22 protein-coding genes are annotated in these 23,547 nt (G+C 59.0%); 9 read left to right on the top strand and 13 right to left on the bottom strand.

What is annotated here, in order from left to right:
- A partial coding sequence (locus P5540_03085; protein ID HRT63785.1) for a sulfatase-like hydrolase/transferase occupies positions 1-750 on the bottom strand: 750 nt, incomplete at its 3' end.
- Between the two features lie 127 nt (positions 751-877).
- The gene (locus P5540_03080) at positions 878-2,863 is read right to left on the bottom strand and encodes a sulfatase-like hydrolase/transferase (protein ID HRT63784.1); all 1,986 of its coding nucleotides are present in this window, start codon (positions 2,861-2,863) and stop codon (positions 878-880) included.
- Positions 2,864-3,220: 357 nt separating this feature from the next.
- Between P5540_03080 and P5540_03075 the strand changes: the two genes are divergently transcribed.
- From P5540_03075 to P5540_03035, 9 genes are all read left to right on the top strand, one after another.
- Complete coding sequence (locus P5540_03075; protein ID HRT63783.1) at positions 3,221-3,802, top strand: hypothetical protein; 582 nt, start codon at positions 3,221-3,223, stop codon at positions 3,800-3,802.
- A 2-nt stretch (positions 3,803-3,804) separates the two neighbouring features.
- On the top strand, positions 3,805-4,875 hold the full coding sequence (locus P5540_03070) for a hypothetical protein (GenBank protein ID HRT63782.1): 1,071 nt from the start codon (positions 3,805-3,807) through the stop codon (positions 4,873-4,875).
- A gap of 8 nt (positions 4,876-4,883) precedes the next feature.
- Entirely contained in the window at positions 4,884-5,519 is a 636-nt protein-coding gene (locus tag P5540_03065; GenBank protein HRT63781.1) for a PHP domain-containing protein, read from the top strand.
- A gap of 1 nt (position 5,520) precedes the next feature.
- Positions 5,521-6,198: a signal peptidase I gene (gene lepB / locus P5540_03060; GenBank protein HRT63780.1), complete on the top strand. Its 678-nt coding sequence runs from the start codon at positions 5,521-5,523 to the stop codon at positions 6,196-6,198.
- Positions 6,195-6,947, top strand: a complete 753-nt coding sequence (locus P5540_03055) for a UDP-2,3-diacylglucosamine diphosphatase (protein HRT63779.1) — start codon at positions 6,195-6,197, stop codon at positions 6,945-6,947. Before lepB ends, P5540_03055 begins: the two co-directional genes overlap by 4 nt.
- A gap of 113 nt (positions 6,948-7,060) precedes the next feature.
- Positions 7,061-7,201, top strand: coding sequence for a hypothetical protein (locus P5540_03050; protein HRT63778.1), 141 nt, complete (start codon positions 7,061-7,063; stop codon positions 7,199-7,201).
- Between the two features lie 120 nt (positions 7,202-7,321).
- Complete coding sequence (gene iolG / locus P5540_03045) at positions 7,322-8,338, top strand: inositol 2-dehydrogenase (protein HRT63777.1); 1,017 nt, start codon at positions 7,322-7,324, stop codon at positions 8,336-8,338.
- A gap of 160 nt (positions 8,339-8,498) precedes the next feature.
- Positions 8,499-8,795: a flagellar biosynthesis anti-sigma factor FlgM gene (locus P5540_03040; protein ID HRT63776.1), complete on the top strand. Its 297-nt coding sequence runs from the start codon at positions 8,499-8,501 to the stop codon at positions 8,793-8,795.
- Between the two features lie 89 nt (positions 8,796-8,884).
- Positions 8,885-9,208: a septal ring lytic transglycosylase RlpA family protein gene (locus P5540_03035; protein HRT63775.1), complete on the top strand. Its 324-nt coding sequence runs from the start codon at positions 8,885-8,887 to the stop codon at positions 9,206-9,208.
- A gap of 349 nt (positions 9,209-9,557) precedes the next feature.
- Here P5540_03035 and pyk read toward each other — a convergent pair whose 3' ends face one another.
- The 11 genes from pyk to P5540_02980 form a co-directional block, all read right to left on the bottom strand.
- Positions 9,558-11,006, bottom strand: a complete 1,449-nt coding sequence (pyk, locus tag P5540_03030; GenBank protein ID HRT63774.1) for a pyruvate kinase — start codon at positions 11,004-11,006, stop codon at positions 9,558-9,560.
- Between the two features lie 176 nt (positions 11,007-11,182).
- Positions 11,183-12,493 carry an aspartate kinase gene (locus P5540_03025; GenBank protein ID HRT63773.1) on the bottom strand — a complete coding sequence of 437 codons (1,311 nt, stop codon included), beginning with the start codon at positions 12,491-12,493 and terminating at the stop codon, positions 11,183-11,185.
- A gap of 206 nt (positions 12,494-12,699) precedes the next feature.
- Entirely contained in the window at positions 12,700-14,403 is a 1,704-nt protein-coding gene (locus tag P5540_03020) for a site-2 protease family protein (protein ID HRT63772.1), read from the bottom strand.
- Entirely contained in the window at positions 14,390-15,574 is a 1,185-nt protein-coding gene (dxr, locus tag P5540_03015; protein ID HRT63771.1) for a 1-deoxy-D-xylulose-5-phosphate reductoisomerase, read from the bottom strand. The genes P5540_03020 and dxr overlap by 14 nt, the downstream gene beginning before the upstream one ends.
- 9 nt (positions 15,575-15,583) lie before the next feature.
- Positions 15,584-17,356 (bottom strand): phosphoenolpyruvate--protein phosphotransferase, encoded by a 1,773-nt coding sequence (gene ptsP / locus P5540_03010; protein ID HRT63770.1) that lies wholly within the window; start codon positions 17,354-17,356, stop codon positions 15,584-15,586.
- Positions 17,357-17,379: 23 nt separating this feature from the next.
- Positions 17,380-17,652: an HPr family phosphocarrier protein gene (locus P5540_03005; protein ID HRT63769.1), complete on the bottom strand. Its 273-nt coding sequence runs from the start codon at positions 17,650-17,652 to the stop codon at positions 17,380-17,382.
- A gap of 1 nt (position 17,653) precedes the next feature.
- Positions 17,654-19,786 carry a DUF1926 domain-containing protein gene (locus P5540_03000; GenBank protein ID HRT63768.1) on the bottom strand — a complete coding sequence of 711 codons (2,133 nt, stop codon included), beginning with the start codon at positions 19,784-19,786 and terminating at the stop codon, positions 17,654-17,656.
- 192 nt (positions 19,787-19,978) lie between these two features.
- Positions 19,979-20,944, bottom strand: a complete 966-nt coding sequence (gene hprK / locus P5540_02995) for an HPr(Ser) kinase/phosphatase (GenBank protein ID HRT63767.1) — start codon at positions 20,942-20,944, stop codon at positions 19,979-19,981.
- An 81-nt stretch (positions 20,945-21,025) separates the two neighbouring features.
- Positions 21,026-21,589, bottom strand: coding sequence for a ribosome-associated translation inhibitor RaiA (gene raiA, locus P5540_02990; GenBank protein ID HRT63766.1), 564 nt, complete (start codon positions 21,587-21,589; stop codon positions 21,026-21,028).
- A gap of 129 nt (positions 21,590-21,718) precedes the next feature.
- The gene (locus tag P5540_02985) at positions 21,719-22,204 is read right to left on the bottom strand and encodes a M23 family metallopeptidase (GenBank protein HRT63765.1); all 486 of its coding nucleotides are present in this window, start codon (positions 22,202-22,204) and stop codon (positions 21,719-21,721) included.
- Positions 22,205-22,239: 35 nt separating this feature from the next.
- Positions 22,240-23,523 carry an alginate export family protein gene (locus P5540_02980; protein ID HRT63764.1) on the bottom strand — a complete coding sequence of 428 codons (1,284 nt, stop codon included), beginning with the start codon at positions 23,521-23,523 and terminating at the stop codon, positions 22,240-22,242.
- Positions 23,524-23,547 lie beyond the last annotated feature (24 nt).

The following is a 23,547-nucleotide window of genomic DNA, read 5'->3' as shown; positions in this document are numbered from 1 at the left end:
GGGCAAAGTGACCGCGTTGGATGTGATGCCATGGGTCTCGTAGCCGCCTTCGGAAAGCCTCGTTGCAAGCCGGGGCAAACCCGGCCGAAAGACAGCCTCGTTGGCGCTTTGTTCGGGAGGATACGTGGAAGTGAGCATCGAAGCGACGGAACAGCGCGTGGACGGGGCTTGGGGAACAGCCTGGGTAAATCGAACGGATTCTTTCGCGAAGGCGTCCATGGCGGGGGATGTCGGACGTTCATAGCCATAGACGAAAAGGCGATCCAAGCGCAGCGTGTCAATCAGATAAATGATGATGTTGGGCCTTGATGGGTTGGGCGCGACGACTTCGCAAGGGCCAATCCAGAAGGGCTGCACGCTCCTGAAGTGAAACTGGATCGCGGCGCCCACGGCGCCGATCCCGTCCAATTCCAGGCGCTCGTCTTTCCATTGTTCCCCCAATGGAAGCGTCCATTCCCGTTTGACGATTCCGTCAACCCGCACGGAAAGGCTCGCCGTGCCCGCCAAGTCCCCTTTGGACTTCACGCCCACCCGCAAAACAGATCCGTTCCCCAATTTCCCGGCTTCATAAAAGATATCTGTGCCGGCGGGCGCTTCGCGTCCCTGCCGCCATTCTTTTTTTTGTTTGATTACGGTCACCGGCAAATCGTTCAATTGAACAGAATCCGCAACGGATTTGCCTGTTGCGACGGCCAAAATCAGAATGACCCAATGAACCATTGCCTTGGATGTGGCGGGGAAAAGATTCATTCGATAAAGGCGCCTCAAGTCGTTTTTGTGCATTCGCTTTCTTCTCAAATTATATATGCTTCGGCGTGTCGAATTCCCGGATTCCGGACAGTTCGAGCCGGATGGCGACGATGGAGTGCGTGGCCGTCTATCGCACCGGCGGAAGGCCCAGTGCGCAGTTGGCCACGCGCACAATGTATTTATCCTTGTCGTTCAGGGCGGATTTGAGCGACTCCTCAACGCCGGGATGGCCGGTTCCCACGTCCTCGAGGACCTGTACGGCAAGAAGCCTGTGCGCAAAGTGTTTTTCCTGGAGCATGGCAATGGCAATCGGAACCGCAAGATCGCCGCGACGCAGGGCGGCCAGTCCGCGCGCCGCGCCAAGACGCACGGTGGCGTTTTCGTGCCGCAACAGCGCCGACAAATGGTCCACGCGCAACGTTGAATCCGCATCGGCCTTTTGCGCAGACGCGCCGTTCCGGCCGATGCCCACCGCCGCCCAGTAGGCCACGCTGGGATCGTGATCGCCGGTCATGTCGAACAGAAGCGCCGTGGGTTCGGGATCCGCCATCGCGATGATCATCGCGGCCCAAACGCGGGCCAACGGATCGTCCCCGTTCAAATCGTTGATCCATTCGGCCAGGGATTTTCCGAAAAGGACGGTTTTATCCATGTCCGTGTCGGATTGTGATTTGCCGTGTTCTTTTGCCAACGTGTAGAAACGCTTGCTTTTGGCATCGGGAAGCCGTCCGGCCAGCCAGTCGTCGAGTTCCGGTTCGACAATGCACCCCAAATCCCGCGTTTCCCGCTGCCACTCGTTCATCGCCGCCCGCATTCGCTCCAGTTCATCGCGAAATTCAGAACCCCGTCCGGCGAGGTTGTTCAACTCGTGCGGGTCGGCAGCGGTATCGTAAAATTCCTCGGGCGGTTTCGCGGGCCGGAAAAACAGGGCCGCCGACTCGCCGAGTTTTCCCTCTTTTTCGACCCGCCTCATTTCCTGCATGACCGGCCAGCTTTCGCAATACGAGAGGGGCTGTGCATAGGGACGCGCCGGTTCGTAGTTGCGGATGTACTTGAAACGGCGGTCCCGGACGGCCCGGATAATGTCGTAGCGTTCGTCCATGCGATCGCGCGCGGCGAAAATAAACGGGCGCGGCGGACCGGCGGCGGGGCCGAGAAACGGAACGCCCTGCATGTGGCCGGGGATGGGGACTCCGGCGGCAGAGAGCACCGAGGGCGCGAAATCCAAAAAACTGACCAGGCGATCCGATACCGTCCCCGGTTCGATATGCCCCGGCCATCGCACAATCAGCGGCACATGGATGCCGGCATCGTACATCCATCGTTTGGCGCGCGGCAGACCCGCCCCGTTGTCGCCGAAGAAAAACACGAGGGTGTTGTCCGCTAAGCCGTCCTCTTCGAGTTGCTTCAGAATATCCCCGGCCTGCACGTCCACCGCCGAAATGACGTCCTCGTAATGCGCCCAATGTTTTCGGATGATTTCCGTGTCCGGATAATAGGGCGGCAGTTCGACGCCCGCGGGATCGTGCAACGCCCCCAGCCTTGTTTTCAGCGGATCGTGTAGCGAATCCAAATCGCCGATCGAGGATTCGTGCGAGATCGTGAAGTTGAACACGGAAAAGAACGGCTTGTCGGGCCGGGAGCGGTTGCGCCAATGGGCCGTGTGGCTGCAATCGTCCCAGGCGTCCGGCGGCACATCGAACTGGTAATCCGTCTTGACGTTGTTCGTGCAGTAATAGCCTTCGCGGCGCAGATAGGCGGGAAAACATCGCACATGCGGGGGCGGAGTGTGATTGCATCGCATGTGATGTGTGCCGAGCGTCGTGGGATACATGCCCGTAATCAGGCAGGATCGGCTCGGCGCGCAGACGCCGCTCACGCTGAAGGCGTGCGTGTACCGGACGCCTTCGGACGCCATGCGGTCCAGGTTTGGCGTCCGGGCGCGGGAATAACCGTAGCAGCCCAGATGTGGATTGATGTCTTCGCAGGTGATCCAGAGGATGTTGGGTCTTGATCGGTTTGAAGGCGTTGATTCCTCCCCGCGCGCAACCGATGACAAGGCAAGGCATGCGGCCGCTTCCTTTAGAAAAGTTCTCCGTCCTGTCGGGGCCATGTCCGTCATCCTCCATCTTTCACGCAATCCGGTTCGACATGCCAGATCAGGCAAGTCGCCTAAACAATTACGGCAAACAACCACGCCACGTTTCAGGATAGCGGAAAATCGGGGACGCCTCAAAAAACTCGCGAGCAGAAATCAAGGGTAAGTGCGCGGGACCGGCTGTCCAGCCTGTCCGTTCATGGACATGGCGTGTCTTCGGAAGAGACAGACTGGACAGCCTGTCCTATGTTTTGCACCCGAAAAATTCCCCATGCGCGTTCAGAGCAGATGAATACAAGCACGCACCCGATCGCGAAAGGGAAGCCGGCCGGTTTCTTGAGGGATGGGTCATGGGGGCGGTACAATACATCCATGGTTGACGATGGATATGTAAACTATTTTCAGATCTTGAAAATCGCGCCGGATGCAAAACCGGGCGAAGTGCGAAACGCCTACAAGCAACTGATGAAAGACCTCGTAATGGAAATTGCGCGGGTCGAAATCACCGGCGAACGGCGGGATCGTTACCTCCTCGAAATGGCCAAATTGAATGCGTCGTTCTATATTTTGCGCGAAAACGACATGCGCGACGCCTATTGGGCCGCACGAACGGAATTGATCGCGCTCGAGGACGCATGGCGGAAGGCGGTCGAGTCGGATGGGACGAACGCGGATGCCGCCCGGCGGGCCTACGACGCCAAATTGCGGCATTTCCTGTCCCGTTATGTCGAAGAGGCCATGCTGGAAGCGGGACGCGACAAGGGCTGTGTCGAGGCCAGCAATTGGGATGCGGCGCACGAACGCCACGCCTCGCGCATTTTGCGCCATTATCGCCAAAGCCTGTATCAACGCATTCTCGAACGGTTGCCCTATTGGGAAGTGACGACGCCGCGGATTGACTGGGACGAGCGAAAACGCGCCGTAACGGCCATGCTGGCCGGGGAAGCCTCTTGATCATGGCCGCCGCGAAATCATCCGCGACAATGAAAACCGTGGACCCGGACGATCTGGCGTCGGCACTGGCCAAGGCCATTGTCGAGGGCGACATCGTCAATTTCAGGCTCCTGTTTGCGCCTTTTTCGCCGGCCCGGCGCGACTCGTCGCAATCGTTCGCAATGCCCAAGTACGCTTACCTGCTGCCGGACGACGAAATGCGGCGCGACGCGGCGTTTCAACGATTCCTCGAACTCGTGAAGCGCCCGGAAACGATGCGGCATGTCCAGGGCGAACTCGACGCCAACCGGCCCGCCCAGTTGCCTTCGGAACTCATCTTGCCCCTTGCGGACCAGGCCGTCCGGCTTGAAAAAACCTCCAGCGCGGCACAGGCCTACGAAATCCTGCGCATACGCGCGCGCATGCAGGAAGAATTCCTGGCGCAGGCCGACGCGGCGCTCGATGCGGGAAACTTGTCCACGGGCGTGCGCGGGTATGTCATTGCCGCCGGGCTGGCCTATGATTATGCGGCGTTTCCGGAACCGCTTCCCGCAGTGCCGGATTACCAAACCCGCGCGCTCATGCTGCACGGAGTCTATCCTGAACGCCCCGAGGATTGCGCCGGCGTGCGGGAAACCGCGCCGTTTCTTTCCATGGCATTGAGTTACCTGATGGAACCGGCGCTGGCCGCCCGTCTGGAGAACCGTTCCACCGAACTACGGCTCGCGTTTTTTGTGGAATGGGTCCGGCGGCGCGATCCGACATGGGACGATTTCGCGCGGCGATTTCGCGAGGCTACCGCCTTTGCCCGGGGTTTCGGCGCGCGTCTCGAACGCCGGATGGCGGAATCGCTGGGATTGGCCGAGGAAATCGAGGAACAACAGGGCGAAGACCCGCGCCAAATCCCGGCCCTCCTGCTTGGCCGCACCGCCGACCCCGGCGAATGGTGGCAATACCTGAAGGAAATCGCCTGCGAACACCCGGCCGGCGTCTTGTTTCTGGCCCGGCAGGCCGTGGGCGATTGCGAGATCCTGGTCCCGCGTTATATCGCCGATTCGGAACCGGCGCGCGCGTTGGGTCTCTTGGAGACGTAGGACACAACATGGGATTGCTCATCGATTTGCACGTTCACACGCGCCGCTACTCTCCGTGCAGTTATATTGACCCCGATTTGCTGATCCGGCAGGCGGTGCGGGCCGGGCTGGACGGCCTCGTTATTACCGAACATCATTATCAATGGACTCCGGACGAATTGGCGGCGCTGGTCGAATGTTCGCATGAAGCGCCTTTTCTGGTCATGGCCGGGTTCGAATATGCGACGGCGCGGGGGGATTTGCTCATTTACGGCCTTGACGCGGCCGAGGCGTCCCATTTTGCGCCCGGAATGCCGCCGGAAGAGGCTGTCGCGCGCGTCCACGATCGGGGCGGTGTTTGCATCGCCGCCCATCCGACGCGGGCCGGCCTGGGATTCGACGAGCGACTGCCGAATCTGCCGATTGACGCCATCGAGGTGCGAAGCCTCAACATGAAAGAACACGAGCAACGTCTGGCCGCCCAACTCGCCCGGCAGGCCGGTTTCCGGCCGGTTGCAGCCAGCGATGCGCACCAACTGGAGGGTGTCGGCCGCTACTGCACCGACTTCGACACGCCCATCCAATCCATCGCCGATTTGCGTAACGCGCTGATAAGTGGTACATTTAGGCCGATAGGATACAGGACCGACAACCGGAAACTTTGAGATGTCTGAATCGCACGAAGACAATGGCATTGGAGTCTTGGCGGAAAATCCCCCTCCATCCACGGTCCCCTCCCAAGAAATCAAGCGCGAAGCCATTGAATTCATCAAAATGGTGGTCTGGTTTCTGATCGCATTTTTTATCGTAAAGACTTATATCGTAGAAGGTTATGAAGTTCAAGGGCCTTCGATGAATCCCACCCTGAACGACCGGGAACGGATTCTTGTGTTCAAGTTGCCGCATATCCTGAGCCAATTCCGGATCTTCAGCGGCATCGAGGCCTTGAAGGAAGGCGATATCGTCGTATTCGACAGCCGAAACGAACCCAACAAACGCTATGTGAAGCGGATTATCGCCCGCGGGCCAAAATCCTCCGCCTCGAAAACGGCTTCGGCGCAGGCGCATGACACCCCGGAAGACGCCGTGCATGTTCGTTTCGATTCAGGGTCGGTCTACGTCAACAATAGACGCATACTCGAGCCTTATCTCCCACCGGGACCGCAGTCCTGCGACGATCGCATGCCGGACGTAAGCCTTCCACCGGGAACCTATTATGTCCTTGGCGATAACCGTGTCGTGAGCAAGGACAGCCGCAGTTTCGGGCCCATAGACGATGCCTGTCTGGTCGGGAGAGCCGTGCTTTGTTTCTGGCCGCCGGGAAAGATGCGCTTTCTGCGATGATGGCGGGAAAAAAAACCATCGCATTTTCCGATGCCCATCTCGAAACGAGCCTTGAAGGCCGTGAAACCGTGGATGCCATGGCCGTCCAAATCCGCCAATGGCAACGGGACGGCGTGCGGCGAATCTTCATTCTGGGGGATCTTTTCGATTTCTGGTTCGAATACCGGCACGTTGTATTTTCCGGTTACTTTCCGGTGTTGCGCGCCTTCGCCGACGCGCGCGACGCCGACGTCGAACTTCACCTTGTCTGCGGAAACCACGATTTCTGGGCAGGCCGTTTTCTCGAAACCGAACTCGGTTTTCACGTTCATCGCGATCCCGTGGTGATGGATTGGAACGGGCGGCGCGTCCTGCTTGCCCACGGCGACGGAATCAATCCAAAGGACCGCCTGTACCGGCTATACAAGCGAGTGGCCCGATCCCGCCTCGCGATTGCCCTGTTTCGACAATTGCATCCCGACCTTGCGATGGGGCTTGCGCGAGGGGTCTCACACGGCAGCCGGCACATGACCATGGTCGAGGATCCGTCACGGGGCAGCGAAGCCAAGGCCCTGCGCGCTCATGCCCAAAGCGTGCTGGCTGCGGGGAAGGCCGACGTCGTCCTCATGGGGCACGCCCACGCCGCCATCCGCGAGGAATGTCCCGCTCCCGGCGGCACGGGACTTTACATCAATTGCGGTGATTGGCGCCGCCACCGATCCTATGTGATGTGGGACGGCGCCGAATTCATATTGACGAACGGGGCGTAATTTCACACGGCCAGCCGCGCGCTGCGGCACATCAAACAAAATATGGGGCGGGAGGGCGCGTGTCCCCGCGCGCCGTTTCGCGTTGACCTGTCCAATCGAGGGTGTTTGCCTAATTGCCGGTCGGAGTGAACGCCGACCGCCTCGTGCTCATGCTCGTGCTCGTTCTCGTATTCATGCTCGTAATTGCCGTTGATCGGAGAGACTTGTCCGCGCCGGCTGAATACGTTTCGACCGGCTATACATTGTGCGGCTAGTACAATTCCATACGGCCGCGCGCCATCACGTGTTTTCGATGATTCGAGCACGAGCACGAGATGGCAACGGAATGATCCAATGCGTTAGAATGGTCCCTATTGCAACCGGGGAGTTTGTTCATGGCGAGCGAACATCTGAATGTCGGATTGATTGGGGTTGGGCGTATCGGAAAACTGCATGCGGAACATCTCGCGCACCGGTTGCCGGGCGTTCGGCTCGGGGCGATTGCCGATGTCAATGTCGAGGCGGCGCGAGCGTGCGCCGTGCGATTGGGCGTGTCCAAGGCGCTTGGTGATTATCACGCCATCCTGAACGACCCGGACATTCACGCTGTGGCGATCTGCTCGCCGACGAACACGCACGCCCGGATCGTCGTCGAGGCCGCGAACGCCGGCAAGCACATCTTTTGCGAGAAGCCGATTGACCTTGCATTGGACAAGGTGGACGAGGCCCTCGCCGCCGTCAAAAAGGCGGGAGTCAAGCTTCAACTCGGATTCAACCGGCGTTTCGACGCCAACTTCGCGCGGGTCCGCAAGGCCATCGCTTCCGGCGAAATCGGCGCTTTGCGCATCCTCCACATCGTCAGTCGCGATCCCGCGCCGCCGCCCATCGAATATGTCAAGGTTTCGGGCGGCATCTTCATGGACATGACGATCCACGATTTTGACATGGCCCGGTTCCTGGCCGGCGACGAGGTCGAGGAGGTGTATGTGTCGGGCGGGGTAACGGTGGACCCGGCCATCGGCGCGTCAGGCGACCTGGATACGGCCCTGATTGTGCTTCGCTTCCGCAATGGCGTCATGGGGACCATTGACAACTGCCGACAGGCCGTTTACGGTTACGATCAACGTGTCGAGGCCTTTGGATCGAAGGGCAGCATCCAGACAGACAATAATTATGCGAATTCAGCGATTATTGCAAACGCTTCGTCAGTCGGACGCGACCTTCCCCTGAATTTCTTCATGGAGCGATATACGGAAAGTTTTCTGGCCGAAATGCGCGCGTTTGCCGGGGCGGTTTTGTCGAACCAACCGGTTCCCGTGACCGGAGAGGATGCGCGTGCAGCCTTGTTGATGGCCTTGGCGGCCCGTCGCTCGTATGAGGCTAATCGTCCGGAAAAGGTTGTGACGAAATGAGTTAGGTGGCTGGTGGTTGGTGGTTGACCGCTGGTGGTTGGTGGTTGGCGGCGGATTTCGGGCATATCGGTTTTCGCCTAAAGTTTTACGGATATTTCCCGATAAATAAGACGAAAGCGAGAAGTAAGGCGAACGATATGATCGTTCGAGGAGCACGGATATGGTTGGTATAAATGGAATCGGCGGGGTCCCCGAACCCAAGCCCGAACGACCGGCCAAGGTTCGCGAAAAGGAACGCGAAGTCGGCCAAACCGCCGCACAGCAGGACGATCTCGTCATCAGCAGCGAGGCGCAGGCGGCCGCAAAACTGGCGAATTCGCTACAGGCGCTGGCGCTTCAAGACGACGTTCGGACGGAACGCGTCGAGGCCGCGCGGGAACATTTGGCCAGCGGCCAATACAAGAATCCCGATGTGGTGGCCAAGGTGGCGGAACGAATCAGCAAGTATCTTCCGTAGAGACCCTTTCGATGAAACTCCTGACCCGACACGGGAGCGCGGCGGTCGTCGCGCTCCTTTTTTGTTTTTGCCTGACCGGCTGCCACCTGATGCCGTGGGGGCGCAAGCACGTCGAAAAGGGCAAGGCGTGCTGGTACGGCGACGAATACAAGGGGCGGTTGACGGCCTCGGGCGAGCCGTTCGATCCGATGGCCTTTACGGCGGCCCACCGGAAACTGTCGTTCGACACCGTCGTACTGGTCAAGAACCTGAAAAACAACCGCAGCGTAAAGGTGCGCATCAACGATCGGGGACCTTTTGTCCGCGGCCGGATCATCGATCTGTCCAAGGCGGCGGCCCGGGAACTCGACATGATTCGAGAGGGGGTCGTACCGGTGCGCATCGAAGTGGTCCGGGTGGGACGGCGCAAGTGAAATACTTGAGAGTACCGTGTTCCCGGAGTCGTGAAGACCTCGGAATGTAACGCCGATTTCCAAATCGGCTTGCTGAAACACGATATGCCGATTTGGAAATCGGCGCTACAGAGCGGCCATTTTCAATTTCACCACAAGCACTCGATACCTGATCCAACATGAAATTGTCCGGAAACGCCAATCTTCGTGGAACTTTTCATTCTTTTGTCTCAAGAACTCGGTACTCTCATGTGAAATAGATTGTCCAAAAAAATTCGTTTTTTTGACGGTCTTGGGCGTCGCCTTCAAGCGGTGGTTTGCTTACGGACGCTTACCCCGATTGTGGCATCTCTTCTTTCCTCGACAGCGTTCAAGACACTTCGCCGATGGTGTGCCATTTGAGAAAGTTGGTGATGCCGCCGACGGCCATCGGGAGGCCGCCGACGATAATTACCTGTTCGCCGGGCCGTACGCCGCAATGTGTACGAACGACGGCATCAACCGTTCCAAGCATGGCGTCCACGCCCTCGATTTCGCCGTGCTGTATGGCTTCGACTCCCCAAATGAGGGCGCACCGGCGCCATGTCGCCTCGGTGAGCGTGATGGCCGTAATGGGCACGCCGGGCCGGTATCGCGCAATGGCGCGCGCGGTGAATCCGCTCTGCGTGAAGCAGACGATGCGGGACACGGGCAATTTGTGCGCCATGTGCCATGCCGCTTCCGCGACGGCATCGCTGGGCGATTCGCCCCAAACGGCCGGATGGGAGGTTTCGGACGGGTGTTCGGTCCACATGTTCGCAATGGCGGCATCGGCCTTTTCGGCGATGGCGGCCATGGTCCGGGCCGCCTCGATTGGAAACCGGCCCGCCGCCGTTTCGCCGGAGAGCATGACGGCGTCGGTTCCATCGTAGATGGCGTTGGCCACGTCGCTGACTTCGGCGCGCGTGGGTGTTGGACTGGTCATCATGGATTCGAGCATTTGGGTGGCGGTAATGACCGGAATGCCGTATTGGTTGCACTTACGGATCATCTGTTTTTGGAGTTGTGGGACGTCGTTCAGATCCACCTCGATGCCGAGGTCGCCCCGTGCGACCATGACGGCGTCGCAGAGGGGTAGAATCCGGTCGAAATTTTCGAGCGCTTCGGGGCGTTCGATTTTTGCAACGACGCCCGGTTGCGGACCGCCGCCACACAACCTGCCGAGCCGCTCTCGCAATAACCGGATGTCGCCCGCCTTGCGCACAAACGAAAGCGCCACATAATCCACTCCCGCCGCCACCGCAAACGCCAAGTCTTCGCCGTCTTTTTCCGTGAGCGAAGGGGCGCTGACGTTCACGCCCGGCAGATTGATCCCTTTGTGCTGGCCCAGCGCGCCGCCCCGCACGACCGAGCAGTGCACGTCCGGTCCCTCGACACGAACGACGCGCAGTTCCATTGTGCCGTCCGCCAGCAGAATCCGGTCGCCGCCCTGCACGTCGTTGGGCAGATTCGCGTAGGTCGTGGAAACGCACGCGGCGTCGCCGGGCACGGATCGTGTCGTGATGCAGAGGGCGGCCCCTTCCACAAGCGTGACGGGACCGCCTCCTCGCAGAAGTCCCGTGCGCATTTTGGGCCCTTGCAAATCGGCCAGAATGGCGACATTCCGCCCGAGTTCGGCGGCAATGGCGCGAATGGATTCGAGCGTGACGCGGTGGTTTTCCCGTGTGCCGTGCGAAAAATTCAGACGCGCGACGTCCATGCCGGCCGACACGAGTTCCCGAATCGTTTCGGGATTGTCCGAACTGGGTCCCATCGTGCAAACCATTTTTGTGCGACGCATGATATATCCCTCAATGGCAAATGTTTCAAGACTGCATTCAACAAAAGACCGACTACCCGTTTTGCCGGTAAAATTCGGCTAAGTTTCCTTGTTCTTCGCGTTCGCAATCGAAACATAATCAGACGAAGCGAGTACGAGCGCAAGCATGAGCATGAGCACGAATGGGGGAACGGATACTACGCCCAATCGGCGAACGCGTTGTAGATGGCCCGTACGGCGCCGTCCAGATCGTTTTCCTCGACACCGATGATGATGTTCATTTCGGAAGAACCCTGATTGATGACGCGCAGGTTGATGTTCGCATTGGCCAGGGCGGTGCACAATCGGCCCGCCACGCCGATATGGTGGTTCATGCCCTGCCCCACCGTGGCAATGACGGCAAGGCCCGGGGCAAGCGTCACGCGATCCGGTTCGCAGACCCGTTCGATGCCCTTGATGACGGCCGGTCCGTGGTTGGCCAGTTCGTCGTCGCGAACGATGAGCGAGATGGTGTCAATGCCGGTCGGCATGTGTTCAAAACTGACGCCGTGCTCCTCGAGGACGCTCAACACGCGGCGTCCGAAACCGCGTTCCTTGTTCATGAGCGCCTTTTCGATGTGGATCATCGTGAAGCCCTTGCGCCCCGCGATGCCGACGACGGGGAATTTCGATGTCCGCGTGGCAACGATCAGGGTGCCGGGTTCATTCGGTTTCTTGGTATTGAGGATATGGATGGGAATACCCGGTTCGCGAACGGGGAAAATGGCCTCGTCGTGCAACACGGACGCGCCCATGTACGATAGTTCGCGCAGTTCCGCGTAGGTAATGACTTCGATGCGTTTCGCGTCCGGCACGATGCGGGGATCGGCCATGCGGAATCCGGAGACATCGGTCCAATTTTCGTACAGGTCCGCCCGTACTGCGCGCGCGACAATCGATCCGGTGACATCGCTGCCGCCGCGCGAGAAAGTCTTCACCCGGCCATCGGGCCGGGAACCGTAAAAACCGGGCACGACAAACAAACCCGATCCCTGCAGGCGCTTGCCGAGCAGTTCGTAAGAGTCGGTATCTAGCAGTCCTTCCTCGTCGAATTTGATGCACTCGGCGGGATCCACGAACGTCGCGCCGAGGTATTCGGCCAATAGGCATCCCATGAGAAACTCGCCGCGGGAAGCCATGAAATCCGGTTCGGGAAATGCCTCAACCTGCCTGGCAATTTCGTCAAGATGGCGTTCGATGTCAAATGTTACACCCAGTTCGCGGGCCAGTTCCGTGTAGCGGTCGCGGATGATGCCCGCGGGTTGCGATGCATCCAATCCTTTGCGGGCAAGATCATGCCATGCCAGGAGCAAGTCCGTGATTTTTTTGTCGCCGGGGTTGCGCTTGCCGGGGGCCGACGGCACAATGAAACGCCGATCGGGATTTGCGCGAATAATCGCTTCCACGGCGCGGATACAGTCCGCATCCGCCAGCGACGTGCCTCCAAACTTGCAGGTGATGCCCTTCATGATACACTTCTCTCCTTTTTCCCATTCCATTTCAATTGGATAATTGCCGTCGAAACCGGCGCATTCAACGTTGGACGATCAAGGGATACGCAAGAACGAAAGGACACAAAGGATTACTTTTGTTTGGCAATGGTCCTTTCGGTCTTTTTGATCCTTTGTTTCCCTTGGTTGTTGCCGTCTTCTTCCGTGCACGGTCTCATCCGCCATCAAAGCACAAGGTTCGCCACCAGCCGCGACACGTCGTTGAACGTTACATACAGCAAAAGGCCGACAATGAGCATCAACCCAATCTGTTGAATGCGCTCAAGCACCCGGGTATTCAGCGGCTTGCGGCGAATCGCCTCGATGGCCAAATAGACCAAGAGGCTCCCATCCAGAACCGGCAGGGGCAGCAAATTGAAGATGCACAGATTGACGCTGATAAATGCGGTGATGTTCAACAGCCATGAATAGCCCAGCCGCGCCGCCATGGTCGTGACTTGGTAAATCATGACCGGTCCCCCAAGTTCCTTGGGACTGACGGCTCCGGTAACGAGCATTTCGATGGTCCGCAAGGTTCGGGCGGTGGCCTGCCATGTCAGTTTGAACGCTTCGGGAACGACCTCGCCGGGATTCACCCGATGGTAGATCATTTTGACGTCCATCTGGATGCCGACGGCCCGCACGCTCGAAATCGGCAATGCGCATGCCAACGACGATTCCGGTCGCAAGAGGCCGTACAGGATTGCGGGACGGCGGATAGTCACGTTAACCGTTTGGCCGGGCCGGGAGCGCTCGATTTCATCCAGCAACGCAAGAGTGGCGGGTTGTCCCTCGATGGTTTCAATGATGTCGCGGGGTTTTACGGGCGCCTTGGCCGCGAATTCGTCCGAGACATGAACAATGACCGGGCGGGCCTGTTTGTCCACGGCGCCGCGGCCTCGGTAGGACGCCCCGTACTCCAGGCCCAAAAAGCGGCCCACGGTGTGCGGGGTCGTGACAACCGGTATCATCTTTCCTTCGCGTTCAACCTCAAGCATCACGTTTTGGCCGTCGGGGGTTTGTTCCATGGTTTTGACAAAGGTGGCGGCATCCACGGGCTTGCCGTTGGCCCGCCGGATGACATCACCCGGGCGCAGCCCCGCGGCGGCGGCGGGCGAACCCTCGTTTACGCTTCCCACGAGCGCGGTTTCATAGGCGCCGACACCGAAGCGCAACCGTTTTTCCGGGCCCATGGGAACAGGGCGCAACGGTGAGAGGTAACGGACCAAAGTTCCGTCCGGTTCCGTGCGTTCGATTACGATGCTCATCAGTTCGCCCGCGCCGAGTATGGCGTCTATGCCGACATCCTCGATGGTGCGGACGCGTTTCCCGTTGATGGTGAGGATGCGATCGGAGGTCTGCCAGCCGACGGCATCGGGTTCGCGATCGAGATTGGGCGCGGAACCGTCCGTTGGCATTCTGAAAAGGGGCGCCGTTTCAGCGGGAGATCCGGGAAGGATCGGGCCGATGCGTGCTTCAGTGTCCGAGAGAGGCACATAAGCGCCGACCGCCGCGACAATCCCGTAGAGAAGGACGGCCAGCACCAGGTTCATAAAAGGCCCCGCGGCAATGATGATGGTTCGCTGCCAGACGGGCCGATTGTTGAACCAGCGTTCCCTTGGAACGCCCCCGTAGGTGTTTTCCCGTTCCTCGTCGGTCAGGGGAGTGTCTTCCTGGCCGGCCATTTTGACATAGCCGCCCAAGGGCAATGCCCCGACACAGTAGTCGGTTTCCCCGATGCGGATTCCCGCCACCCGCGGCGGCATGCCAAGGCTGAAGCGGTCAACGTAGACGTTGCATGCCTTGGCGGCGAGGAAATGGCCTAATTCATGGAAAAAGACCAAGATGCCGAGTACGACTACAAAGATCAAAATATCAAACAACAGCATGGGAATTTCTCATATTGCCTATGTTCGCGGCCACTCTTCGCGCCGCTTCGCGTGCCCGTGCATCGGCCTGTTCGACAGTCTCCAAATCCGTGTCGGGCTCGAACACGGACGCGTTCAAGACCCGCCGAACCACTTCTTCAATGTCCAGAAATGCTATGTGCCCTTGACAAAAGGCCTCCACGGCGACTTCGTTGGCCGCATTGAGGATGGCCGGCGCGGTTCCGCCTTCGGCGGCGGCGTCTAGCGCCATGCCGAGGCAGGGAAACGCCGCCACATCCGGTGCGGCAAACGTCAGTTCGCGAACGGCCGCCAAATCCAGCCTGCCCACCGGGCATTCTACACGTTCCGGCCATGCCAACGCGAATGCGATGGGAAGCCTCATGTCGGTAACGCCGAAATGGCCGAGAATACTCCCGTCGCAGAACTCGACGAGGCTGTGCACGACGCTTTGGGGATGAATGATAACCTCGATTTTCGATCGCGGCAGACGGAAAAGGTGCATCGCCTCGATTACTTCGAGGCCTTTGTTCATGAGCGTCGCGGAGTCCACGCTGATCTTCGCGCCCATGTCCCAGGTCGGATGGCGCGTGGCCTCTTCCGGTGTGACACCGCGCAAGGTTTCGCGCGGGCGCCCGTAAAAGGGTCCGCCGGAAGCGGTGAGATGGACGCACCGGACATCCTCGGCGCGATGACCGGCCAGACACTGGAAGATGGCGTTGTGTTCGCTGTCCACCGGAATTACCGGCACGCCGCATTTTTCCGCGCGGGCCATGATGAGGCGGCCCGCCATGACCATCGGCTCCTTGTTGGCGAGGGCAAGACGGCTGCCCGCGTCAATGGCGGCCAAGGCGGGGCGCAGTCCGGCCGCGCCCACCACGCTGCACACGGCGACATCTGCCGGAATCGAAGCCAACCATGACAAGGCTTGGGGACCGATTTGCATTTCAACACCGGATGGACAATCGAAATCGGCCGCATGGGGTCCCGTTATGGCCGCATAGGCCGGTCGAAATTCGGCGATCTGGCGGGCAAGCAAGGCCATGTTGGCATGTGCGGCGAGGCCGATGACTTCGAAACGATCCGGGTACTGCCGAACGACATCCAGCGCGCTGCGCCCGATGGATCCCGTCGAACCGAGGATGCTCACCCTTAGGGGGGCCGCGTTTGCCATGATCGCCCCTTACTTGGCCTGCTGCGGGCCGAAGCGGGACAGGTACCGCTCCAAGGCGCCCTTTTTCTTGAAGCGTTCCTCGAGTATTTGGCGCACTTCGCCGACCGTGGTCGCCCCAAGCACGCGGTTGGCAAGCCGCTTGGCCATGGTCAGGCTTGTATTGGCGATTTCGGCGTGGACCGCCGGGATGGCCACGGACGACATGCTCAGGGAATCAATGCCAAGCCCTATCAGCAATTCGGTGAACAAGGGATCGCCGGCCATTTCCCCGCACAGGCTGCACGGAATCCCCGCCGCCTTGGCGGCGCGGATGGTGTCGCGCAACATGCGCACGATGGCAGGATGGGCCGGTTCGTAGAGATGGGCGATCTTTTCGTTGACGCGGTCCACGGCGAGCGAGTATTGGATCAGATCGTTGGTGCCGATGCTGAAGAAATCGCACTCGCGCGCGAGCACGTCGGCCACGATAACCGCAGACGGCACTTCGATCATGGATCCGATCGGTATGTGCTTGCGGAAAGGCACATTTCGATCCGCCAAGTCCTCGCGGACTTCTTCGAGCACCTGCTTGATGCGCCGGATCTCCTCGATGCCGCTGACCAGGGGAAAAAGAATCCGCACATTGCCATGCACGCTGGCGCGAAGGATGGCGCGCAGTTGCGCCTTGAAAATGTCGGGGCGTTCGAGACAAAAACGGATGGCCCGCCAGCCGAGTTGCGGGTTGAGTTCGGGCGAAAGTTGCAGGCTCGACGCCAGTTTGTCCCCTCCGAGGTCCAGCGTGCGCAACGTGACCGGCAACGGATTCAGCGCGGCGGCGGCCTGGGCATAGGCGTGATATTGTTCTTCTTCCGTCGGCAGCGTGTTCTTGTTCAGAAACAGGTATTCGGTGCGATACAAGCCGACCCCGTACGCCTTGACGCGCAGGCACGATGCAATTTCCACGGGCAGTTCGATATTGGCCAGAAGCGGTATCTCCTGGCCGTCAAGCGTCACGCAGCCCCGTTTGTCTTCAACCTGCAACAGGGCGTGACGCCGGCGTTCAGCGCGTTCCTTTTCTTCGGCATACTCGGCCAGCGTCCCCGGTTCGGGGCGTACAATCGCGTACCCATTTGCGCCATCCACGATGATTGTGTCGCCGGGCTTTACATGCGCCCCGATGTAACGCAAGCCCACCACAGCCGGAATTTCGAGCGCACGCGCCAGAATCGCCGTGTGAGAAGTCGGGCCGCCGACATCCGTCGCGATGGCGAGCGCATTGGGTACGTCAATGTTGGCGGTGTCCGACGGTGACAGATCATGCGCCACGACGACACTGGGCGGGTGGATGTGCTCCAGCGAGGCCCGTTCGTGGTTGAGCAGTTTGCCGAGAATTCGGTTGCCGACGTCGAGCAGGTCGTTTGTCCGCTCGCGAAAACGCGGATCCTCGATGGTTTTCATGACCTTCGTATACCGTTCAATCAGGTCATTGAGCAGAAATTCCACATTGAGGCGCTCCTTGCCCAGTCGCGCCTCGATTTCCTCGTGCATGGCGACATCGTCCAGGAGTAAAAGATGCGCCGTAAAGATATCGCCATGCCGCTCGCCAATGGCATGAACGGTCTGTTTATGAAGGCGTTTGAGATCCTTGCGGACGGTTTCGACGGCCGTCTGGAAACGACGCATTTCGGCGGTGACATCGTCAATGGAATAGCGAGGAACCTCGATCGAGTGAACGTCGAAGGGGAGCGCCGGGCCTATTCCAATGCCCGGCGAAACGCCTATGCCTCGCAGTACGATTTCCACGGCCGTTTTCTATCCGAATCCCGTCAATCCTCGCCGAAGCCCGATGCGAACAGTTCTTTGACCGCATCCATGGCTTCCCGCGCGTCCGATCCACGGCAAATAAGCGTGACACGACTGCCCTGCGCGGCGGCAAGCGTCAACAGGCCCATGATGCTCTTGGCATTGACCATGTGGCTGTTTGACTGCAAATGGATATCGCTGTTGAAGCGAAGCGCCGTTTGCACCAGTTTCGCGGCGGGCCGGGCGTGCATGCCCAACTTGTTCACGATCAACACTTCTTCCCGTAATTCTTCCATGTCACTCCGTTTGGAGCACGGCGGCCGTCAATTCGATCGTCGTGCGCTTGCCGGGTCGCATGACCAACGGCCAACATGGGATAACCACGCTGCCTTGGTAGACGCGCTCCTGTCCATTTTCCGACTGGCTGACCGTTTCAATCGCAAAGCGAAATACATTCGCGGGACGATCAAACCGCCATGCGCACTCGATATGCTGCCAATCGTCGCGCAACGCGATATGCGTCAATCCGTCGTCCCGGCCCATTTCGCCGAGTTTTGCATACTTCAAATCGCGATCGTCGGACCGGTAGTACCGGTCGAACGCCGAACCGCTGAGCAGGTTTACGGCCCACTCGATGCCGAAACACACCGACAACACGTCACTACCCGACTGGACCAGATCATAGCGGATCTCAAATTCGGATGCACGCGGACACAACTGGACGGTTTTTCGGACGCAAATCGGAAATTCTCCCTGTGCCCGCACCACGCCGTCGCGAACAAGAGTAACCGTGTCCCTGGACGTTTCCAAACGATACGCACCCGTGGCAAAATCGCCCATTTCGTCGTACGCGCCCTTCCACAATGCGCGCGGCTCAATGCCTTCGGGCAGGAAATGGTCGCGCAACGACGACCGCCGGTAGGCGTCGTATACCAGGTATTCGTCGAGTCCGGCTTCCTTCGCCCGCACGAGTTCGTGAATGCTGTGCTCGCCTTTCCCTTCTTCGCCGATCTGCACCCGGCCCGATCGCAAGAGTTCGTGATATTCCTCCTCGCGGCGGCTGAGCGTGTTGCCGAAGTTGAAGGGCTTGGGCTTGTAATCCCATTCGAACAACGCGCCCCCGTCGCGCGCGCTGAATCCCAGCAGGAGCCGACTGTTTTCGAGTATGGCCTCTTCGTGTCCGTCCGCGTCGAAATCGAGTGTTTCACAGGACACCCAGTTTTCATTCTTATGTTCGACGCGATCCAGCAGGGCGTCCGCCGCGATCAACTTTTCGTAAAGCGCCGTCCGGAGATGGTTCAGGTACAATCCGCCGAACACGCCATGCCAGTAGGCGCAATTGCATTGACCCTGGTGCAATAAACGGCGCGCTTCCCCGATACGGGCGTCTTTCCGGCGGGACAGGCGTTCGAGCCGGGCGCTTACGCGCAACATCCGTTTTTGGATGTTGTTGGCTTCGGGATATTTCGACAGAAAATTGCGCCAGAAACTGCCTCGCAGGAACAACTTGTATTCGTCCGACCGCGACGCGTCCCCTTCGATTTCTTTGAGAATGCGCTTGAGGCGCTTATGCATGGGCGTCGGCAGGGCCCATTCCATCATTTCCTTATACGAAGCGGTGGGCAAATACACGCGCCCGATGGCCGGGGCCTTGGCCATGTATTGCGAGTAGGTAAGGCAATGCAGCCATTCCCTGTTTTCCGAGAGGGCCTCGAAGAATTCTTCCAGCCAGCCTTCCTCGTAGACGCTGCGATGCGTTTCCGGCCACACGCCGAACTTCTCGCCGTCGTCGTGGATGACCGCGCACCGCAGGCCGTCTTCCGTGGCGTGCTCTTCAAGAAACGCAAGCGATTCCTTGACCTGATGAAAGGGGATGAGATAACGCAACCGTTCGAGTATGGGGAAGACATTGACGGCCCGGCCTTCGTCTTCCGTCACGTAATAGCCGAACATCTCGTCCGGCGCAAGGCCACTGCACAGAAAATGCGAGTCGTCCACCGCCGTATATGTGATGCCCGCCGCCTGCAGCGTGCGCGGCATGTGGGGTTCCCATACGCGTTCCGCCAGCCACATGCCCTTCGGCGCTTCCCCAAAATGTTCGAGGCAGAATGTGTTCATGCGTTCGATTTGCGCGAGGGCATCGCGTTCGGGTATCGCGCACAGCAGGGGCTCGTAATATCCGCCGCCCATGATTTCGATCTGTCCGGCCTTCACAGCCGCCGCCAGTCGTTCAATGAAGTCGGGACGATGTTTCAGGAACCAGTCAAACAACGGTCCTGTGTAATGCTGTGTCACGTGCACGGCGGGATACCGTTCGAGCACGTCCATGAATGGACGATAGGCCTTTTCGTAAGCCATCTCGAACACGTCCTCGAAATTCCCCACGGGTTGGTGCGAGTGGCTCCCGAATATCAGGTTGATGCGCTTCATAGGGCTGTGGGCTCCAGATAAAAGAAAGACTTCTCCACAACATGCCGGGGTCAACATACAGGGATACAGCCGTATTCCGCAAGCAAGGTGCAAACGGCCACAGGGGACCGGGTAGACAAATGGACAAGATATTCTTTGGCTATCGTTGTTGTATTTTGTTGTTTAGATGCCAAGGAACGAAAGCCTGCAATCTCAATTATTTTCGGACATGAGGGTGAGGAGGCGTTTGTTGAATTCGACGGCGGGGTGGACGCCGAGTTCCTTGAGGCGGTGATTGAGCGCGGCGACCTCGATGATGATGGCGATGTTGCGTCCGGGCCGCACGGGAATCAGGAGATGCGGTATTTTGACGCCGAGAATTTCCACATGCTCTTCCTTGAGACCGGTCCGGTCGTATTCGGAATCTTTTTTCCATTCCTCGAGTTCAATGATAAGGCTAATCCGTTTCGAGTTGCGTACATGCCCGACGCCGTAGATGCTCTTGACGTCAATAATGCCGACTCCGCGTATTTCCATGTGATGCTCGATGACCGGGTTTGTCTCGGCGAAAAGATAGGCCTCGCGACTGCGGCGCAGGAACACCATGTCATCGGCCACGAGCCGGTGTCCCCGTTCAACCAGTTCAAGCGCGGTTTCGCTTTTCCCCACGCCTGGAGCGCCGACGATGATGCAACCCACGCCGTAACAGTCCAGCGCGGTGCCGTGAATGCTGGTTTCGGGTGAGAATTCGTCGGCCAGGAACAGGATGGTGCGCGTGATCACGTGATCGGTCGTGCTCGACGACCGCAAAACCGGCACGCCCCGGCGGTTGCACATGTCGAGAAACAGCGGGCGGGGTTCCAAACGCCGTGACAGCAGAAAAGCCGGAATTTCAAAGGAAAAAAGGCCTTCCAGCCGGGACTGCAATTCGGCGGTCGTCAGGTCTTCCATGTAGTGAATTTCCGTGTTGCCCAGCACTTGGATTCGGTCGCTGGCAAAATAGTCGAGGTAGCCGCTGAGCGCCAACCCCGGCCGGTTGATGTCGGAAATCAAAACCGGCCGCCCCATTCCCTGAAAACCCGCCAGCACCTCCAGATCGAGGTCTTCCGCCATGCGCTCGAAAAGCCGCGCCACCGCGATGCTCTTCTTTCGGTTTACCGGCAGATTTTGTATGTCCATGGAATTGCGGCTACTCCCGGACAAGCGATGCGCGCGCCATCGGCCTCGTCGCCTGTCATGTCCCGGCCTACCGCGTCCGGTCTAAAACTGCGGCTCTATCAATCCGTATGTGCCGTCATCCCGTGAATACAGGACATTGACCTGATGGGTATCCGCATTCGAAAAAACCAGAAATTGGTCATCCACAAGGTCGAATTGAAGCACAGCCTCGTCCACGCTCATCGGCTTCATCGTCAGTTTTTCGCGCAGAATGACCCTATGCCGCTGCTGGGTTTCGTTCTGCGGGGAATCCTCGTTTTCGGGGATGGATTCGATAATCTGATGGTGGTATCCCAGGTTTTCTTTGCCCACCCGCGGTTGATGCTTGTTGATGCGATCCTTGTATTTGCGGACTTGCTTGTCCAGTTTGGTCAGCACGGCGTCAACGGAGGCGTACATATCCGGCGACGATTCCTTGCTGTGGATTCGCATGCTGTTCACATGAATATTGATTTCCGCAATATGCCGGTGTTTTTCGACCGAAAGAATGACATCCGCCGTGCTGACCCGGTCGAAATGTATCTTTAATTTCTGTAAACCCGCCTCGATATAGGACTTAAGCGCATCCGTCAATTCCATGTGACGGCCTGTAAAAACGACTTTCATCCCGCGTTCAACCTCCGTAAGTTTTACAACGTCCGCTGGTGGAATGATCGTATCATGCACGATGGTAAAGTGTCAATTTCCACTGAACTATCGTGCCTGACTTCCCACCGATTCCGTTGAACAACGGGGTTATCGCGCAATATAGGGCGCCGGGTTGACGGGATGCCCGTTTACATGTACTTCAAAATGCAAGTGGGGGGCGGTCGCGTTCCCCGATGCGCCCACGCGCCCGATTCGGTCGCCCTGCCGGACAACATCGCGCACGTTGACGCACGACGACGACAGATGCGCATACGCCGTCATCAGGCCGTTGCCGTGATCCAACTTGACGATGCGGCCGTATCCGCGCTCTTTTCCCGAAAAAACGACCGTGCCGGCCGCCGCGGCCAAAACGGGCGTATCCTTGGATGCTTGCAGGTCCATGCCCTGGTGAAAACCGCCCTGCCGTTCTCCAAAAGGCGATGTGACAGTGTAAAGGGGCGGATCCAAGGGAATGATCAACGGGGACTTTTTAGGACGGGCAAGGGGTTCCGGACGCCGCGTCGCGCAGCCGGACACGGATATCGCCATCAGGCAGAAAACCGCCGCCATGCCCGCCATACTGCGCCGTGGCATCCACATATCCTCGTTCATGCCGGACACCGAGAACGCTAAAAAGTCACTTTCGCCTCGATATAGAAATAATCCACATGATCCGCATAGCAGCCATCCGTCGTGTCGAAACCATTGCCGACGGCCAAGAGGCCGTCCTCGACTCCGCTGCCTCGGAACCAGTGATACCATGCCATCTCGAACGCGAGATCCTTTGAATATTCATAGGTCGCCAGGAGCCCCGTTTCCCATCCCAGATCGCCGCTGCCCGACACGCCATTATCCACCGCCTCCAGATGGTACAGCGTGGCCGAAATCGTCCATTTCTCCAAGGGGGCGGCTTCGACACCTGCATGGATCAGCCAGCAATTGCTCAATTCGGTGCTGTCCAGGTAAACGTATTCCACATTGGAAAAAAGGCGGTTGAAACTGACGCTTGCGCGCCCCGGCTCGTCGCGGCGGTCTTCTCCGCCGAAATAGTCCGCGCCAAGCGACAGGCGCGGCTCCCATGCGCCCTCGAAGGTATATCCGACCTCGGCGGTTGCGGCCCAATTATCAAAGGAGGCATTGGAATCATCGAAATCAAATCCGGCGCGTTCCGCCTCCCCGAATTGATACGCCGCTTCGGCGGTATAGTCGAAACGGCCCGTCTCGCCGCTCGCGTTGAATCCAATCGTGTGCAGATTCGTCGTGTCGAAACCCGGCGCGGGCTGGAACGCGTCGTGGATGAATATCCAGTAACCCAGCAGCGAGAACGGGTCGCCGGGCGTGTAGTTCACATAGGCCGAGTACAGGTCAACGCTGCCTTCGGCGCCCATCGGCGGACCTTGCGCCAGCCGGGCATACAACGCGCCGGCCGTCACTTTCTCCGTAACGTACGTGAGATGCGCGGCGTCGAAGGACAAGCCCGTAAACGCGAGTTTGTCCTCGTTGTTGCCGATGAGCCAGCCGTCGCCCAGAACGATCTCTTGGCGTCCGAGACGCAAGTGGAGCGGCGTGCCGGCGATCTCTTCGATGTTGACGTAGGCCTGATACACGTTGACGCCGTTTCCGTCCGCGGGACGCCGATCCAATCCTGCGAGATAATCGGATCGGAAATCCTCGCCCCATGCGTTATAGGCGTCGAATTCAATGAAGGCGGACACGTTCTCGCTGAAAACCGCATGCGCGTGCAGCCGGGTTCGTTGCGCGACGAAGTTGTCGCTGTTCGGAATCAGACCGCCCTGGTAGATGCCGCGAATGCGCAGCAATCCGCCGGTCCGCACCTCCTGCAATTCCGCGAAGGCCGCGAACGAAGCCGCGAGCAATACGCATCCGATGCCCGTTACCGCAAACCGAAGCATGGCCCGATTCCTCCCGTTTTGTGC

Source organism: Candidatus Hydrogenedentota bacterium (assembly GCA_035450225.1).
In the GTDB taxonomy this organism is placed as follows: Bacteria; Hydrogenedentota; Hydrogenedentia; order Hydrogenedentales; family SLHB01; genus DSVR01.
Note: the sequence above shows the minus strand (reverse complement) of the source record. Positions and strands in the feature narration are given on the sequence as shown.

Coding starts and splice junctions, on each gene's coding strand:
- P5540_03080 (HRT63784.1), bottom strand. CDS start 2,863: ATGGCCCCGACAGGACGGAGAACTTTTCTAAAGGAAGCGGCCGCATGC.
- P5540_03075 (HRT63783.1), top strand. CDS start 3,221: ATGGTTGACGATGGATATGTAAACTATTTTCAGATCTTGAAAATCGCG.
- P5540_03070 (HRT63782.1), top strand. CDS start 3,805: ATGGCCGCCGCGAAATCATCCGCGACAATGAAAACCGTGGACCCGGAC.
- P5540_03065 (HRT63781.1), top strand. CDS start 4,884: ATGGGATTGCTCATCGATTTGCACGTTCACACGCGCCGCTACTCTCCG.
- lepB (HRT63780.1), top strand. CDS start 5,521: ATGTCTGAATCGCACGAAGACAATGGCATTGGAGTCTTGGCGGAAAAT.
- P5540_03055 (HRT63779.1), top strand. CDS start 6,195: ATGATGGCGGGAAAAAAAACCATCGCATTTTCCGATGCCCATCTCGAA.
- iolG (HRT63777.1), top strand. CDS start 7,322: ATGGCGAGCGAACATCTGAATGTCGGATTGATTGGGGTTGGGCGTATC.
- P5540_03040 (HRT63776.1), top strand. CDS start 8,499: ATGGTTGGTATAAATGGAATCGGCGGGGTCCCCGAACCCAAGCCCGAA.
- P5540_03035 (HRT63775.1), top strand. CDS start 8,885: ATGCCGTGGGGGCGCAAGCACGTCGAAAAGGGCAAGGCGTGCTGGTAC.
- pyk (HRT63774.1), bottom strand. CDS start 11,006: ATGCGTCGCACAAAAATGGTTTGCACGATGGGACCCAGTTCGGACAAT.
- P5540_03025 (HRT63773.1), bottom strand. CDS start 12,493: ATGAAGGGCATCACCTGCAAGTTTGGAGGCACGTCGCTGGCGGATGCG.
- P5540_03020 (HRT63772.1), bottom strand. CDS start 14,403: ATGCTGTTGTTTGATATTTTGATCTTTGTAGTCGTACTCGGCATCTTG.
- dxr (HRT63771.1), bottom strand. CDS start 15,574: ATGGCAAACGCGGCCCCCCTAAGGGTGAGCATCCTCGGTTCGACGGGA.
- P5540_03005 (HRT63769.1), bottom strand. CDS start 17,652: ATGGAAGAATTACGGGAAGAAGTGTTGATCGTGAACAAGTTGGGCATG.
- P5540_03000 (HRT63768.1), bottom strand. CDS start 19,786: ATGAAGCGCATCAACCTGATATTCGGGAGCCACTCGCACCAACCCGTG.
- hprK (HRT63767.1), bottom strand. CDS start 20,944: ATGGACATACAAAATCTGCCGGTAAACCGAAAGAAGAGCATCGCGGTG.
- raiA (HRT63766.1), bottom strand. CDS start 21,589: ATGAAAGTCGTTTTTACAGGCCGTCACATGGAATTGACGGATGCGCTT.
- P5540_02985 (HRT63765.1), bottom strand. CDS start 22,204: ATGCCACGGCGCAGTATGGCGGGCATGGCGGCGGTTTTCTGCCTGATG.
- P5540_02980 (HRT63764.1), bottom strand. CDS start 23,523: ATGCTTCGGTTTGCGGTAACGGGCATCGGATGCGTATTGCTCGCGGCT.